General features: G+C 69.6%; 12 protein-coding genes and 2 pseudogenes. 7 read left to right on the top strand and 7 right to left on the bottom strand.

What is annotated here, in order from left to right; genetic code table 11:
* Window positions 1-224 precede the first annotated feature (224 nt).
* Together AB3K78_RS13040 and AB3K78_RS13035 are read left to right on the top strand one after the other, a co-directional pair.
* On the top strand, window positions 225-1,253 hold the full coding sequence (locus AB3K78_RS13040) for a ParA family protein (protein ID WP_416443897.1): 1,029 nt from the start codon (window positions 225-227) through the stop codon (window positions 1,251-1,253).
* Window positions 1,250-2,161, top strand: coding sequence for a PIN domain-containing protein (locus tag AB3K78_RS13035; protein WP_416443895.1), 912 nt, complete (start codon window positions 1,250-1,252; stop codon window positions 2,159-2,161). The genes AB3K78_RS13040 and AB3K78_RS13035 overlap by 4 nt, the downstream gene beginning before the upstream one ends.
* Before the next feature lie 160 nt (window positions 2,162-2,321).
* Here the strand turns inward: AB3K78_RS13035 and AB3K78_RS13030 are convergent, their stop codons facing one another.
* From AB3K78_RS13030 to AB3K78_RS13005, 6 genes and pseudogenes are all read right to left on the bottom strand, one after another.
* Complete coding sequence (locus tag AB3K78_RS13030) at window positions 2,322-2,444, bottom strand: hypothetical protein (protein WP_416447358.1); 123 nt, start codon at window positions 2,442-2,444, stop codon at window positions 2,322-2,324.
* A gap of 192 nt (window positions 2,445-2,636) precedes the next feature.
* Window positions 2,637-3,970 (bottom strand): annotated as a pseudogene (locus AB3K78_RS13025) (ATP-binding cassette domain-containing protein); the annotation flags it as partial.
* Window positions 3,967-4,839 (bottom strand): ABC transporter permease, encoded by an 873-nt coding sequence (locus AB3K78_RS13020; RefSeq protein ID WP_416443893.1) that lies wholly within the window; start codon window positions 4,837-4,839, stop codon window positions 3,967-3,969. The pseudogene AB3K78_RS13025 and the gene AB3K78_RS13020, both read right to left, overlap by 4 nt.
* Window positions 4,836-5,879, bottom strand: a complete 1,044-nt coding sequence (locus AB3K78_RS13015; RefSeq protein ID WP_416443891.1) for an ABC transporter permease — start codon at window positions 5,877-5,879, stop codon at window positions 4,836-4,838. Before AB3K78_RS13015 ends, AB3K78_RS13020 begins: the two co-directional genes overlap by 4 nt.
* Window positions 5,879-7,513, bottom strand: a complete 1,635-nt coding sequence (locus AB3K78_RS13010; protein ID WP_416443889.1) for an ABC transporter substrate-binding protein — start codon at window positions 7,511-7,513, stop codon at window positions 5,879-5,881. The genes AB3K78_RS13015 and AB3K78_RS13010 overlap by 1 nt, the downstream gene beginning before the upstream one ends.
* Window positions 7,510-9,228, bottom strand: a complete 1,719-nt coding sequence (locus AB3K78_RS13005) for an amidohydrolase (RefSeq protein WP_416447357.1) — start codon at window positions 9,226-9,228, stop codon at window positions 7,510-7,512. The genes AB3K78_RS13010 and AB3K78_RS13005 overlap by 4 nt, the downstream gene beginning before the upstream one ends.
* Window positions 9,229-9,397: 169 nt before the next feature.
* Between AB3K78_RS13005 and AB3K78_RS13000 the strand changes: the two genes are divergently transcribed.
* The 3 genes and pseudogenes from AB3K78_RS13000 (at window position 9,398) to AB3K78_RS12990 (ending at window position 11,547) form a co-directional block, all read left to right on the top strand.
* Entirely contained in the window at window positions 9,398-10,111 is a 714-nt protein-coding gene (locus AB3K78_RS13000) for a TetR/AcrR family transcriptional regulator (protein WP_416443887.1), read from the top strand.
* An 87-nt stretch (window positions 10,112-10,198) separates the two neighbouring features.
* Window positions 10,199-10,651 (top strand): annotated as a pseudogene (locus tag AB3K78_RS12995) (M20/M25/M40 family metallo-hydrolase); the annotation flags it as partial.
* 101 nt (window positions 10,652-10,752) lie between these two features.
* Window positions 10,753-11,547, top strand: coding sequence for a M20/M25/M40 family metallo-hydrolase (locus tag AB3K78_RS12990; RefSeq protein ID WP_416443886.1), 795 nt, complete (start codon window positions 10,753-10,755; stop codon window positions 11,545-11,547).
* Here the strand turns inward: AB3K78_RS12990 and AB3K78_RS12985 are convergent.
* Window positions 11,544-12,731, bottom strand: coding sequence for a PucR family transcriptional regulator (locus AB3K78_RS12985; RefSeq protein WP_416443884.1), 1,188 nt, complete (start codon window positions 12,729-12,731; stop codon window positions 11,544-11,546). The genes AB3K78_RS12990 and AB3K78_RS12985 overlap by 4 nt on opposite strands.
* Before the next feature lie 170 nt (window positions 12,732-12,901).
* Here AB3K78_RS12985 and AB3K78_RS12980 point away from each other — a divergent pair, with 170 nt between their 5' ends.
* Both AB3K78_RS12980 and AB3K78_RS12975 read left to right on the top strand, forming a co-directional pair.
* Complete coding sequence (locus AB3K78_RS12980; RefSeq protein ID WP_416443882.1) at window positions 12,902-14,233, top strand: MFS transporter; 1,332 nt, start codon at window positions 12,902-12,904, stop codon at window positions 14,231-14,233.
* 52 nt (window positions 14,234-14,285) lie between these two features.
* Window positions 14,286-15,977, top strand: coding sequence for a thiamine pyrophosphate-dependent enzyme (locus tag AB3K78_RS12975; protein ID WP_416443880.1), 1,692 nt, complete (start codon window positions 14,286-14,288; stop codon window positions 15,975-15,977).
* Window positions 15,978-16,033 lie beyond the last annotated feature (56 nt).

Raw genomic sequence — 16,033 nt, 5'->3', positions numbered from 1 at the left:
GGGACGTGGGTGGCGATTCCAAACATCCCGGTTCCGCGGGAGCGTGCGCTGAGAGAGCTGATGGGGAATCACGAGAGATGCGGGAGAAAAGTTGCCACACGCGTTGTTTGTTCGGATAACATCGGTGGGCAGATGTGATAAAAATAATGCTAGAGCATTCAGTGCTATCAAAATTCTCATAGACATCTTAGTGTCTGCGGAATGAAACTATTGGAGTCGAGTAAGTGAAGACAATTTCCTTCTTTAATCACAAGGGTGGAGTTGGCAAGACCACCCTTGTCTTCAATGTGGGCATTGCGCTTGCTGATGAAGGGCACAGGGTGCTTTTTATTGATGCAGATGCGCAGGCCAATTTGACAGGAAATGCGATGGCGGCAGATCGTTATCAAAATGCCATTGATGGCGGCCAAACTATAATTGACGCTTTGCGCCCAGTTATCGATGGTGTTGGCGTGGTTTCTACACCCACGCCAATACAAATTCGCGAAAACGCCTGGTTGGTGCCTGGAAGTATCGATTTGAGCGAGTATGAGGAGATACTTCCGGCGGCATGGACTGCCGCCCTGGCAGGCCAGTTTCAAGGATTTGCACAGACTACGGCTCTACATGCCATGATTCATAAAGCGGCGGAGCTGGTGGGGGCGGAGCTGGTCTTGATTGATGTTGGTCCAAGCGTGGGTGCTTTGAACCGGGTTGTAATCTTAGGATCAGATGGGTTTGTTGTTCCGCTGGCGCCGGATCTCTTCTCGCTTACTGCCTTGCCAAGCGTTGGGAAATCGGTTGCGGCTTGGATACAAGGCTGGGAAGCGGCCCTCGGCTCTGCCGAAAGGGCCAACATTGCTCAGAGACTCGAGGGCCAACTGTTTGACGGAAAACCTGTTCCGTTGGGCTACATCAGCCAGCAATTTGCCAGTTACCGAAGTGCGCCGGCAGCTGCGTTTAAGAGGTGGATGGATGAGATACCTCAATCCTACGAATCGAATGTTACCGAACGCTTGGGCGCGGTAGAGGTTCTTGCGCCAGGGGTTGATGGAATAATCGGGCGCGTCAGGAACCTATCTAGCCTGGTTCCAATGGCACAAGAATCAAACAAGGCCATATTCGAGCTGAGTGGAAGTATCGCCAGAGGGGCCCAGTACACTAAAGCAAGGGATACTAGGTCGGACTTTGTAGAACTTGGACGAGTCATAATGGATCGCGCGCTTCTGATTGGCGGCCCAGTAGAGGAAGTGGCCGAGGGTTCGCCGGAATGAAGTACATAGTATTTGATGCCAATGCGTTCCCACGCAAAGGGACGTCATTGAGTCCATTTCTGCAGTCCTTCTTTGCCTTGTGTGAAAACATGCATTATGTGCCTGCAGTGCCGGAGGTGGTGAAGTCTGAGGTTCTCAATTCTCGGAAGCAAGATGCGAAAATCCAGCTAGATTTGCTTCGTGATTCGTATCGGCGGTTGAGTGAGTATGTCGATATGCCCGAGATGTATTTCCCGGAAGAAGGGGATGCAGGCCGGGCTGTCAGCGAGCTACTAGAGAATCAATTTGAGATCCTGCCGCTGAGTGGAGATGCCGCAAGGGAAGCACTGCACCGCGAAGCGAATCGTCGCCTTCCTGCGAGAGAGGGGAGGGGCAGTCGCGATAGCGCGATCTGGCTCACTCTTGTTGAGCTTGCGGTAGGCGGGCATCAAGTGGCGTTCATCTCAAACAACTCTCTCGACTTCGGTAAGGGTAAGCTTCATCCGTCACTGGCGGAAGAGCTGAGCGACGCAAGTGGTTCTATTGAGTATTTCCACACGCCTTACGCTTTCCTTTCAGAGAAGGCCGAGCCATTTGACATAGAATTGCTGAATGAGGCACATGCGATTGAAGCATTTAGGGGGGATATAGTTGAAAGACTGCCGGACCTTATTGTTGATCGATATGACTCTTGGGAGAATGCGGCTAGTGCTGTAGAGGGTTGCTCTCTGGCGATGCGGAATGTTGTTTTTACGCAGGGTTACTCTATTGATGGTGGGGTCGTTGCTCATTGTTCTGGATTGTTTGATTTGACGAATCGGCCAAGCGATGAGGTCGTGGCTTCGGGTCAGTTTTCTGGTGTCGTTGTCTTGGAGGAGGAAGTGCTGGTGGCTGCAGAGTCAAGCGCTGAAAGCATTCGCGTGGACTAGTAAGATATTTCTAGTAGTCGAAGTCGCTGCTTTATTTTAGGCGTGGAGCGCGATCGGGATCCACCTGAATGAACTTGGTCGCGCAGAATTCTGCTACCGCCTCTGTCTTTGTCGGGTTAAGGGCTCTTTCGTATGTTTGGCCTACTTTGTCTCTTGTTCTTTAACGCGTGAGCTCCCAGAGCGGCTGCGGCCGCGATTCGAGCAGCTGCACGGTGTAGGGATCCTGCGGCGCGCCGAGGATCCGGGCCGTGCGACCCTGCTCGACGGCGACGCCGCGCTGCATCACGAGGGTGTGCTCGCAGATGCGCGACACGACCGCGAGGTCGTGCGAGACGAACACGATCGTGAGGCCGAACTGGTCGCGCACCTCCTCGACGAGCGACAGCACCTGCGCCTGCACCGATACGTCGAGCGCGCTGGTCGCCTCGTCGAGCACCAGCATCGAGGGCGAGGCCGCGAGCGCCTTCGCGAGCGCGACGCGCTGCCGCTGCCCGCCCGAGAGGCCCTTGGGTCGCGAGGCCAGGTGCTCGGGCAGGATCCCGACCCGGCCGAGCAGCTCGGTGGCCGTACGCTCGGCGTCGGCGCGGTTCTGGCCGCGGTGCAGGCGCACCACGTCGGAGACGGCGCGGCCGACGGCGATGCGGGGATCGAGCGAGAGGTACGGATCCTGGAACACCATCTGCGTGGTCGCGGCGAAACGGCGGCGCTCGGCGGTGTTCAGCGGGCGCTGGGGTCGCACGGTGCCGTCGATCGTCAGCTCGCCCTCGGTGGCCTCTTCGAGGCCGACGAGGATCCGCGCGAGGGTCGACTTGCCCGAGCCCGACTCGCCGACTATGCCGAGGGACCCGCCGCGCTCCAGGGTGAAGCTCACCCCGTCGAGGGCGACCACGTCGTCGCGTCCGGGGATCCGGTAGCGCTTGACGATGCCGTCGGCGACGATCTCGGGCACGATGCCGTCGGTCGAACCGGCCGAACCGGCCGAACCGGTCGAACCGGCGGAATCCGGTGCGCCGCCCGCGTCTCCGAAGCGGTCGAGGTCGATGCGGGGCGTCGCCGCGAGCAGCTCGCGGGTGTACGTCTCGCGCGGATCCCGGAAAACGTCGGCGGTCGCGCCCTCCTCGACGACGAGGCCGCCGCGCAGCACGACGACGCGCTCGCACAGCGACGCGGCGAGGCCGAGGTCGTGGGTGATGAAGAGCATGCCCATGCCGCGCGCCTGCTGCTGCTCGCGCAGCAGTTCGACGATGCCCGCCTGGGTGGTGACGTCGAGCGCCGTGGTCGGTTCGTCGCAGAGCAGCAGCTCGGGCTCGTCGAGCAGGGCTGCGGCGATCATGACGCGCTGCAGCATGCCGCCCGAGAGCTGGTGCGGGTACTGGTCGAGCAGCGCGGCGGCGCGGGGAGCCCGACCTGCTCGAGCTGCGCGACGGCGCGGGCGGCGGCGTCCGCCTTCGAGAGCCCGTGCCAGCGCACGAGGGTCTCGGTGAGGAAGTCGCCGACGGTGCGCACCGGGTTGATGCCGGAGCGCGGGTCCTGGAAGATCATCGAGGCCTTCACCCGTCGGATCCGGCGGAGCGCCGCGGCGTCGGCCGCGACGGTGTCGACGCCGTCGACCCGCACCGAGCCCGTGAGGCTCGCCTGCTCGGGGAACAGGCCGAGCGCGGCTCGGGTCGTGAGCGACTTGCCCGACCCGGATTCGCCGACGAGGGCGACGGCCTCGCCCGCGCCCACCGAGAGCGAGACGCCGTGCAGCAGCGGCCCGCGGCCGGGCACGCGCAGGGTCAGATCGTCGATCTGCAGCAGTTCGGTCATGAGAAGTTGCCTCCGATGCGGTCGGACAGTTCCTCGCCGATCACGTTGATCGCGACGACGACGAGCACGACGACGAGCGCGGGGACGAACGTCGGCAGCAGGTCGCCGCTCGCGAGCGCGCCGCGGCTCTCGTTGATCATGGAGCCCCAGTCGGCGGTGGGTGCCTGCACGCCGAGGCCGATGAACGACAGGGCGGCGAGGTCGGCGAGCACGTAGCCGAAGTTGAGGGTGGACTGGGCGCCGACGGTCGGCACCACGTTGGGCAGCACGCGCGTGAACGCGATCCAGTTGCTGCGGAACCCGAGCACCCGGTAGGCCTGCACGTAGGGGCGGGCGCGCTCGGCGACGATGAGGCCGCGGGCGAGCCGGGCGACGTAGGGCACGTAGGCGATGGTCATGGCGAGCACCGGGGCGAACATGCCCTTGCCGAACAGCGCGACCGCGAGGATCGCGAGCAGCATCGCGGGGAACGAGAACAGGAAGTCGAACACGCGCGACAGCACGGCGTCGACCCAGCCGCCGCGCCACGCGGCGACGAGGCCGAGCACGAGGCCCAGCACGGTGGATCCGACGACCACGATGAGCGGGCCGATGAGCGAGGTGCGCGCGCCGAACAGCACGCGCGTGAGCAGGTCGCGCCCCAGTGAGTCGGTGCCGAACCAGTGCGCGGCCGAGGGGCCCGCGAGCACGTTCTGCAGATCGACGTGGTCGGGGTCGTAGGGCGCGATCAGCGGCGCGAGCGCGGCCGCGACGACCACGACGGCGACGAAGCCCAGCGAGATCCGGCCGACGGGCGTCAGCAGGCGCCGGCGCTTCAGCTTCACGGGGACCGTGAGGGCCCGCGTTCCGGTGAGAGGTACGGTGCTCATCGGGTCTCCGTTCCCGCGGCGATGCGCGGATCGATCAGCGGCTGGAGGAGGTCGACGATCGTGTTCACCGTGACGAAGGCGATGACGACGATCATGACGATGGCCTGCACGACGGGGAAGTCGAGCCGGTCGACCGACTGCACCAGCAGCGATCCGATCCCCGAGAGGCCGAAGGTCTGCTCGACGATGGAGCTCGACACCAGCAGGCCGGCGACGAGCACGCCGCTGACCAGCAGGATCGGGCTGATGGCGTTGCGCAGCACGTGCCGCAGCACCACCGAGGGCTTCGTCAGCCCGCGACTCGTCGCCACCTCCACGTGCTCGCGCACGAACTGCTCGTTCATCGACGAGCGGGTGACGCGGGCGATGAGCGCGACGAACGCGAGCCCGAGCGCGAGCGCCGGGAGCACGAGGTGGCCGAAGCGGTCCACGCCGGGATCCCCGCTGCCGAACGAGGGGAACCAGCCGAGCTGCACCGCGAAGATCGCGATGAGCAGGATCGCGATCACGAACGACGGGATCGCGCCGAGCGCGGTCGACGAGATGAGGATCGCGCGGTCGGTGAAGCGGCCGCGGCGCAGGCTCGCGAGGATGCCCGCGGCGAGGCCGAGCACGGTGATGAAGATCGCCGAGAGCGCGACGAGCTGCAGCGTGACGGGCAGCCGGTCCAGCAGCACGTTCGAGACCGCGTCGCGGTACTGCAGCGAGCGCCCGAAGTCGCCGTGCAGCACGCCGCCGACCCAGTTCAGGTACTGCTCGACGGGCGGCTTGTCGAGCCCGTACTGCTTGGTCACCTCCGCAATGGCTTCGGGGCTGGGGCTGCGCCCGCGCAGCAGGAACCGGGCGGGGTCGCCCGGCACGACGAAGCGCGAGAAGAAGACGACGAGCGACGCCGCGAAGAGCGTGGCGACGAGGCCCGCGATGCGGCCAGCGATGAAGCGGGCCGCGCGCGCGCCGGATCCGGATCCGCCCTTCGCCCGCGAGGCCTCCCGGAGCCGGATGGCGCGGGTCGCCGTCTCGGTGGTCTGCGATTGCGGCATCAGTCCGCCCTTCCGATCTTCGCGGCCCACGGCGCGTACATGTAGGAGATGGAGGGGTCCACGCCCGTGATCCTCTTGCCGAGCCACAGGCCCGTGGGGATCTCGAAGAGCGGGATCCACGGCAGCTGCTGGGTGGCGAGCTGCTGCACCTGCGCCGAGAGCTTCGACCGTTCGCCGGGATCGTCGGTGACGAGGGCCCGGTTGGTGAGGGCGTCGTAGGCGGGGTCCGACCAGTGGCCGTAGTTCGAGAACTCGCCGGTGCGGATCACGGCGTACATCTCGAGCGGGTCGGTGCTCGACAGGTACCACTGGGTGGTGAACAGGTCGACGCCCTTCACCGCGTTCGGGTCGGAGAACAGGAGCGTGTAGGCGTTCGGGGTGCGGGTCTCGATCTCGATGTCGAGCCCGATCTCCTTGCCGGCCGATGCCACCGCCTGCGAGATCACGTCGAACGACGAGTCGATGGGCGCGGTCACGTAGGTGATCTTCTTGCCCGTCGCCCCGGCTTCCTTGACGAGGCGCTTCGCCTCGGCGAGGTCGTAGTCGAGCTTCGGCAGCTGGTCGAAGGCCCGGGTGATGGTCTCGGGGGTCGCGTCGGTCCAGACCGACTTCGTGGTCAGCGCGTCGGTCGGCTTCCCGTAGCCCTGGACCGCGGCCTTGATGAGCGCCTTGCGGTCGAGTGCGAGCGCGAGCGCCTTGCGCACCCGCACGTCGCCGAGCGGGCCCTGCATGTCGCCGACGATGAGGCTCTGCACGGTCGTGTTGGTGCCGAAGTACATCTTCCCGGTGTCGCTCGCGCGCATCAGGTCGATCGCGTTGGTCGGCACCTGCCAGGATCCGTCGATCTCGCCCGTGCGCAGGGCGTTCACGCGCGCGTTCGGGTCGTTGAGGATCACGAACCGCACCTGCTCGGCCTTCGCCCGGTACTCGGGGTCCCAGTAGTCGGCGAAGCGCTGCATCGTGATCGATTCGCCCGAGCGCCATTCCTTGAACGTGAACGGGCCGGTGCAGTCGACGCCCGTCGAGGCGTTGCCGTAGTCGCGCCCGGCCGCCTTGGCGGCCTTCTCGGAGAACACGACGCCGGGGGCCGCCGACATCATCTTGTTGAACGAGGGATCGGGGATCCGGGTGCGCACCGTGACCTGATCGGCGCCGGTCTGGCGGATCGACTCGACGTTCTTGTAGGTGTCGAACCAGAACGACCCGACCTCGGGGTCGAGGTGGTGCTCGAGCGAGAACACGACGTCGCTCGGCAGCATGGTGCTCCCGTCGTGGAACTTCACGCCCTCGCGGATCGTGTAGACCCAGCTCAGCGGGTCGGGATGGTCGACCTTCGTGGCGAGGCCGGGGGAGACCGAGAGGTCCGAGTTCCAGCGCAGCAGCGATTCGCACATGTTCGACAGCACCGTGTTGTCGGCGTAGTCGAAAGCGTAGGCGGGGTCGAGCGAGAACGGCTCGGTGGCGAGCGCCCAGGTGAAGGAGTCGATATCGCTCTTCGCCTTCGGGGTGTGCGCCGTCAGCTCGTAGCTGCCGGCGTGCGCGCCGACGGCGCTCTGGCCGCAGCCGGTGAGCGCCGCGACCGCGACCGCGGCGACGCCGGCACCGGCGATCGCGCGGCTCAGCAGCCGCTTCACGCGACCGCCCCGTCCGCGGTGCGGTGGAAGCGGCGCACGCCGTCGATCCAGGTCTCGTCGATGCGGGCCGTGTGCAGCTCGGCGTCGCGCAGCTCGAAGAGGTTGCGGTCGAGGATCGCGAAGTCGGCGTACTTGCCGGGCTCGAGGGTTCCGGTCACGCGGTCGAGGTGGTTCACCCGGGCGGTGCCCTGCGTGTAGGCGTCGAGCGCCTGGCGCAGGCTGAGCTTCTGCGTGTCGGGGCCGAGCTGCGGCAGCGACGATCCCGGGGAGGTGCGGTTCACGGCGATATGGATCGCGGCGACGGGGTCGGGCGTCGAGACCGGCCAGTCGCTGCCCGCCGCGAGGCGGGCGCCTGAGGCGGCGAGCTCGCCGAACGGGTAGTGGTCGCGCTCGGCATCGTCGCGGAGGAACGGCAGCGTGAGCTCGTCGAGCTGGTCCTCGTGACAGGCCCAGAGCGCCTGCAGATTGGCGGTCGCGCCCAGTTCGGCGAAGCGGGGCAGGTCGTCGCGGCGCGCGAGCTGGAGGTGCGCGAGGTGGTGCCGATTGTCGGTTTCGCCGTTCGCCGCCCGGGCCGCCTCGAGGGCGTTCAGCGCCTCCGTCACGGCGCGATCGCCGAGAGCGTGGAAGTGCACCTGGATGCCGTTCGCGTCGAGCTCGGTCACGAACTCGGTCATCTCGGCGGGGTCGAAGAACGAGATGCCGCGATTGCTCGTGGTGTGGCCGTGCGGGTCCTTGTAGGCGTCGTGCATGGCCGCGGTCTGGTTCTCGGCCACGCCGTCGACCATCACCTTGACGCTCGCGATCGAGAGACGATCGGGATCCGCCTCCGCCGCGACCTCGTCGCGCCGGGCGAGCACGTCGGCGAGCTGGCCCTCGCCGTTGGCGCGGTCCCACCACTGGGCGCCGCGGACGCGCACGACCAGGGTGCCTTCGCGCACCGCGCGACGGTAGATCGGCAGGGTGTCGAGACTGCCCATGAAGACGCCGACGGCGGCGTCCTGCCACGCGGTGATGCCGTGCGAGAGCAGGAAGTCCTGGGCCGCGAGGAGGCCCGCGTAGGCGGCGTCCTCGGTCGGGCGGGGGCGCACGTGGTCGAAGAGGTTCATCGCGCCCTCGTGCGCGGTGCCCGCGGGCGTGCCGTCGGGGCGGCGCTCGAAGCGGCCGTCCGCCGGGTCGGGCGTGTGCGCGTCGATTCCGGCGGCCTCGAACGCGCGGGAGTTCGCCCACGCGCCGTGGTGGTCGCGGTTCTCGAGGAGCACGGGGCGGTCGGCGACGACCGCGTCGAGCAGTTCGCGGGTCGGGGTGCCGCCGGGGAACATGTCCATCGACCAGCCGGCGCCGAGGATCCAGTCGAGTTCGGGGTGGGCCTCGGCGTAGGTGCGGATGGCCTCGACGGTCTCTTCGGCCGTGTCGCAGCCGGTGAGGTCGCAGCTGAGCAGCTCGACGCCGCCGCTGACGGGGTGCACATGGGCGTCCTGGAAGCCCGGGACGAGCAAGCGGCCGTCGAGGTCGATCCGCTCGTCGGCGATCTCGGCCAGCCGGGCGACCTCATCGGGGTCGGTGGTGAGGATCCGGCCGCCCGCGATCGCGATGCCGCCGAGGCGGGGCTCCGCCTCGGTGCCGGTGTAGATCCAGCCGTTCTCGAGGACGGTGTCGACCCGGGGTGCGCCCGGTCCCGTCTGGGGTTGGGCGGTGCGGGCTGCGGTTTCGGGCATGGCGTCCTCCGGGCTGATCGTCATCGATTCAGCAGCACCATACGCAGGAGTCACTGTACCTGTCAACGTCGTTGACATGTGAATTGACGGCGTGTGACGCTGTCGTGATTGAATCGATACCCGGGGCCGACGCGCGACGACGCGGATCCCCCGCGAATGGGAGGCACACATGGCGAGCGAATCCGCCGCAGCCGGCACGCGCGGCACCGGCGCCCGGCGCGTCCGCCTGGGTCCCGAGCGCATCGTCGATGCGCTGCTCGAACTCGCGCGCCGCGAGCCTCACGAGCGCCTCACCTTCAAGCGCATCGGCGAGGAGCTCGGGGTCGACGCGACGGCCATGTACCGGCACTTCCGCAACCGCGAGGCCATGACCCAGGCCGCGCTCGACCGGCTCAGCCGCCTCTCCGTCGAGGCCGGCCAGGGCATCGGAGGCGGCTGGCGCGCGCGCCTCGAGGCGCACCTGCTCGCCACCGCCGAGCTCTACCTCACCTACCCGGCGCTCGGCGCCGAGGGCGCGGTGATCGATCCGGCCGGCCCCGGCGACGCGGCCGCGGTGGAGTTCCTGCTCGCCGCCCTCCACGAAGCCGGGCTGGAGGGCGAGGCGCTCGTGCGCGCCTACGCCGCCGTCTCGGGCTTCGCGCTCTCGCTCAGCGCCGCGATGGCGCACGAGGTGATGCGCGCGGGCGGCGCGGCGGGCGCCGCAGGGTCCGAGCCGTGGATCACCTCCTTCGGCCCCGCGCACCTGCCCGACTATCCCCAGCTCTACGCCAACCGCGACGCCCTCTTCGCGCTCAGCGGCATGGACGTCTACCGCGCCGGCATCGCCGCGCTGCTCGACTCCGTCGAGCGCCAGGCCGGCGAGCGGACCCCCGGCGACCGCTGATCCGCGGGCCGGACGGCGCCTGCGGCCCGGCGATAGGCTGGAACGGCGACCGGAGTGAACCGGTCCCCGCAGGGTGGAGGAGCGCACATGGACCGGTCGGAGAACAGCCTCGAAGACGCGGTCGCGCTGCTCCGGGCCATGATCCGCGAGGCGTGCGTCAACACGGGCGCCGCCGAATCCGGCCAGGAGATCCGCAGCGTCCGCGTGCTGCAGCGCTACCTCGACGACGCCGTGCGCGCCGGCCGGCTCGACCTCCAGGTCTTCGAGTCCGCGCCCGGCCGGGCCTCCCTCGTCGCGCGCGTGCGCGGCACCGACCCCGCGGCCCCCGCGCTCGGGCTGCTCGGCCACCTCGACGTGGTCCCCGCGGACCCCGACGGCTGGCAGCGCGACCCCTTCGGCGGCGAGCTCATCGACGACGAGGTGTGGGGCCGCGGCGCGGTCGACATGCTCTACCTCACGGCCTCGTTCGCCGTGATCCTGCGCGAGGTCGCGCTCGCCGCCGAGCGCCCCCGCGGCGATCTCGTGCTGATGGCCGTCGCCGACGAGGAGGCCGGGGGCGACTACGGCGTGAAGTGGCTGCTGCGCGAGCACCCCGCCGCGATGCGCGTGACCGAGCTCCTGTCGGAATCCGGGGGCAGCGCATGGGCGCGCACGTGGCCGTGGGGGTCGCCGAGAAGGGATCCGCCAGCCGGCGTCTCACGCTCGCCGGCGTGCCCGGGCACGCCTCGATCCCCTACGGCGCGACGAGCGCCGCCTACGGCATCGGCGAGGTGCTCCACCGCCTGCGCGAGGTCGCCCCGGCGATCCAGCTCGGCCCGCTCTGGTCGGCGTTCGTCGGCGCCCGCGTCGCGGATCCCGATCTCGTGGAGCGGCTGCTCGACCCCGTGCGGCTCGACGCCGCGCTGCCCGAGCTCGGCCGGATCGCGGGCTATGCGCACGCCGTCTCGCGCGTCACGATCTCGCCGACGGTGCTGCGCGCCGGAACCGCGCACAACGTGATCCCGGCCGTCGGCACGATCGACCTCGACATCCGCACCCTGCCCGGCACGAGCGACGACGACGTCGACGCGCTGCTGCGCACCATGCTCGGCGACCTCGCCGACCGGGTCGAGATCACGCCGTTGCGCGGCTGGGTGGCGACCGGTTCCTCCACCGAGGAGCCGCTGTACGGCGCGCTCGAACGCGCGATCCGCGAGGTCGCCGGCGCCCCGGTCGTGCCGATCGCTGCGGCCGGAGGGTCCGACGCGCGGCACTTCCGCGAGCTCGGCATCCCGTCGTACGGCTTCGGCCTGCTGGGTCCCGGGTGGAGCTACGAGCGGTACCGCGACGGCGTGCACGGGCACGACGAGCGCATCGACGTCGAATCGATCGGGCTCGCGCTCGGCGCGCTGCGCCGGGTGGTGGCCGAGCGCGTCGGCCCGGCGGGCCCGGCCTAGCCGACCGGGGCCTGGGCCCAGCCGATCACGAGGCGCGCGGCCTGCTCGGGCACCTGCGGGTCCACGCCCGTCAGCTCGGCGAAGCGGCGGAGCCGGTTCGCGAGGGTGTTCCGGTGGCAGAACAGCTCTTCGGCCGACACCCCGACGCTGCCCGTGCGGAGGAAGCTGCGCACGGCCTCCTCGAGCCGCGTCCGCTCCGCGTCGCCGCAGCGTGCGAGCGCGGCGTGCACGTCCGCCATGATCGGCGACCCCGACGCCAGCAGCCGGCGGGCCGCGAGCCGCGCCCATCCGCGCGCCCAGGTCATCGCGCCCTCCTCGTCGGGCCGGAACAGGCGCGCCAGCTCCTGCGCGGTGCGAGCGCTCTGCCGCAGCTCCGCGAGGCCCGTGGGCGCTTCGACGATGCCGACGCGCAGGCGCACGAGCTGCGCGACCAGCGCTTCGACGCGCGATCCCGGGAGCTCCTGCGGGCGCGAGAACGCGACGAGCGTGTCGCCGAGGTGATGGGTGCGCACCGTCCCGCCCGCGCGCTCCACCTCCGAGACGAGCACGCGCAGGGCCGGGATGTCGTCGCCGACCGCCGCGACCGCGACGAGCGGCGCCTCGAGCGGGAGCCCGAGCTCGTGCGCGATGGCGCTGAGGCGCTCCCCGGTCGGCTGCGGCTCCTGGAACAGCGAGGCGATGAGGCCCTGGCGCACCGAGGCCGCCTCCTCCCGCATGCGCTGCTGCTCGGCGAGGTACGCCCGCTGCGTCTGCCCCGCGTACTCGTCGACGGTGCGGAGCACGATGCCCGTGTGGCGCACGATCAGTTCGGCGTCGTCCGCGTCCGCGACGCGGGTGAGCGCTTCCCAGAGCACGGTGAAGTCGCCGCGGATCGCGGTCATGAGCGCGGTGAGCGGGATCCCGGCCCGGGCGCGCGAGACGCCGACGTCGCTCGAGACGGGGATCGGGCTCGTGAAGCCGCCCGAGCGCAGGCCGTCGACCAGTGCGATGAACGAGAGGCGCCCGGTGCGCCGCATCTCCGAGACCGGGATCGGCGGCGGGTCGTAGCCGGGGACCGTGCCGACCAGCGAGAGGAAGGTGTCGGTCAGCTCGTCGACGTCGAGCCGGTCGAGCAGCTCGAGCCAGCGCGAGCGGTCCCCCGGTATGGGAGTACCGGTGAGTCGATGCGGAACGGAGTCGGTCATTCCCCCAGAATATGTGCATATGCACTGTTTCGAGCGCCAAAACGGCGGCATCGGACGGCGTAGTCGGGGCGAATCCCCTGGCATGCTCGATGGTGACGCCGCGACCCGCTCGCGAGCCGGCCCGCTTGCACACCGGATTCCCACCTGCGGATCCCTCGACGGAGAGAGACATGAGCGAGACCACGAAGACATCGGCCATCGAATACCAGGCCACCCAGGAATTGACCGTCGCGGAGGCCAACCGGGTCGCCCTCGGCGCGCTCATCGGCACCGCGCTCGAGTGGTACGACTTCTTCCTGTTCAGCGCCGCGGCGGCGCTCGTGTTCAACGTCCAGTACTTCACGAGCGAGAACGCGACCGCTGCGGCCCTCGCCTCGTTCGCCACCTTCGGCGTCGGGCTCGCGGCCCGCCCCATCGGCGGGATGATCTTCGGACGCATGGGCGACCGCATCGGCCGCCGCGTGGTGCTCATGATCACCATCGTGGGCATCGGCCTCGTCACCGGGCTCATCGGCCTGCTGCCCACCTACGCCGCGATCGGCATCGCCGCGCCGATCCTGCTCGTGCTGCTGCGCGTGCTGCAGGGCCTCTTCGTCGGCGGCGAGTGGTCGGGCGCCATGACCCTCGTGGTCGAGAACGCCCCGCTGCACCTCCGGGCGCGCTACGCCGCGATCCCGCAGATCGGCTCGCCCATCGGCACCATCCTGTCGTCCGGCGGATTCTTCGTCGCGACCCTCGTCTTCTCGCAGCAGAACTTCGACGCCTGGGGCTGGCGCATCCCGTTCCTCGTCGCGCTGCCGCTGCTGCTCATCGCGATCTACATCCGGAGCAAGCTCGAGGAGTCGCCCGTCTTCCGTCAGCTCGAGGAATCGGGCGAGGTCGTGAAGAGCCCCGTGCTCACCACCTTCCGCGACAGCTGGAGGCAGATCATCGTCGGCATGGCCGCGGCCCTGCTCGGCGTCGGCGGCTTCTACCTCGTCACCGCGTTCTGCGTCTGGTACGGCGTGAACGTCCTGCACTACGACTCCTCGCTCATGCTCCTCGGCAGCATGGTGGCCGCCGCCTTCGAGATCCTCGCGCTGCTGTGGGGCGGGCATCTCGGCACCAAGTACGGCGCGAGCCGCGTGATCCTCTGGGGCGGCATCGCCTCGGCCGTCGTCGCGGTCCCCGCCTTCCTGCTGCTGGCCTCGGGCAACCCCGTGCTCGTCGTCATCGCGATGACCCTCGCCGTTTGCACCCTCTCGCTGCCCTACGCGGCATCGGGCACCGTGCTCACCGGCCTCTTCCCCGCGAAGACCCGCTACACGGGCGTCGGCCTCGCGCAGAACGTCGCCGGCATGCTCTCCGGCTTCATCCCGCTGCTCGCCACCGGCTTCGTCGCGTCCGCCGCGAACCACTGGTGGCCGGCCGCCGCGATGCTCGTGTTCCTCTCGCTGTTCACCGCGGTGGCCGGCGTGATCGCCCCGCGTCTCAGCGTGCGGCTGCCCGGCTTCAAGCACTGAGCCGAGACGCACGGCCCGCCCACCAGACCGCACTTCCCGGAAGGACCCCACCATGCCGCAGTCGGCAGGACACCTGATCGTTCGCACGCTCGAGACCCACGGCGTCTCCCGCGTCTACGCCGTGCCGGGCGAGAGCTACCTCGACGTGCTCGACGGCCTGCACGACTCGTCGATCGAGACGGTGGTCTGCCGCCACGAGGGCGGCGCCGGGTTCATGGCGCTCGCCGAGGGACGGCTCACGGGCCGCCCCGGCGTCGCCATGGTGACCCGCGGTCCGGGCGCCGCGAACGCGATGATCGCGATCCACACGGCCTGGCAGGACGCGACGCCGCTCGTGCTGTTCGTCGGCCTCGTCCCCGTCGCCGACCGCGAGCGCGAGGCGTTCCAGGAGTTCAGCCTGAGCGGCTGGTTCGGCTCCAACGCGAAGCGCGTCATGACGATCGACGACGCGGATCGCGCGGGCGAGCTCGTCGCCGAGGCCATGCGGATCGCCGCCGCGGGCCGCCCCGGCCCCGTGGTGGTGGGGCTTCCCGAAGACGTGCTCGTGCACCGCACCGACGCGGCGACGCCCGCCCCCGTCGCGTCGCCCCGGCCCGTGCCGGCGCCGGCCGAGCTCGCCGCCCTCGTGGCCCGGATCGCGGGTGCCGAGCGCCCCGCGATCGTCGCCGGCGGCGACGGCTGGCATGCGGGGGAGGGACGCGCGCTGCTCGACTGGGCGGAGGCCGCCGGAGTGCCCGTGTTCTGCGACTGGCGGGCCTACGATGCGGTGCCGCACGCGGGCGGCGCCTGGGCCGGCTGGCTCGGCTACGGCCGCGCCGACGCGGTGGCGGCCGGCTACGCCGAGGCCGACCTGCTCGTCTTCGTCGGCTGCTCGCGCTCCGACGTGCTGAGCGACGGCTACACGCTCGGCTTCGACGCCGAGACCGTGCTCGTCTCGCTCGACCCCGAGGCCGTGCAGCACGCGGGCCGCATCGACCAGCAGATCCTCTCCGCACCCGCCGAGTTCTCGACCGCCCTCGCGGCCACCGACCCGACGGCCGCCCGCGGATCCCGCGGCGACGCCTGGATGCGCGGGCGCGCCGCCGCGCAGCAGCGCTTCGCCGCCCACCGCTCCGACGCATCGGTCGCCGGCGGGGCCGGCGATCACGGGGACGCGGCCGCGGTCGCCGAGGCCGTCGCCGCCGGAGTCGACCTCGGCGTCGCATTCGGCGAGCTCGACGCGCGGCTCGACGGCCGCGCGGTCCTCACCTTCGGCGCCGGCAACGCGACCATCTGGGCGCACCGCTTCGTGCGGCACCTCGATCCCGCGAGCCTCGTCGGCGCGCGCAACGGCGCGATGGGCCTTGCCGTCCCCGCCGCGGTCGCGGCCTCGCTCGCCTTCCCCGACCGCCGCGCGGTCGCCGTCTGCGGCGACGGCGACTTCCTCATGAACGGGCAGGAGATCGCCACGGCCATCGCGCACGGCGGCTCCCCGCTCGTGATCGTCGTCGACAACGGCATCTACGGCACCATCGTGCAGCACCAGGAGCACCACTACCCGGGCCGCCCCTCGGGCACCCGCATGGCGAACCCCGACTTCGCGGCGTGGATGCGCTCCTTCGGCGGGCACGGCGAACTCGTCGAGCGCACCGGGGAGTTCGCCGGCGCCCTCGACCGGGCGCTCGCCGCCGACGGGCCCGCGCTGATCCACGTCCGCATCGACTCGCGGGTCATGCCGCCCGCATCGGCCGAGATCGCGGCCTGAGCGCCGCGACCTGAGCGCCGCGGCCCCCGAACGTACCCCCGAGCTGAACGAACCGG

Origin of the sequence: Leucobacter sp. HNU (assembly GCF_047946755.1) — a bacterium.
Taxonomy (GTDB): domain Bacteria; phylum Actinomycetota; class Actinomycetes; order Actinomycetales; family Microbacteriaceae; genus Leucobacter.
This window is presented reverse-complemented; position numbering and strand designations above follow the sequence as displayed.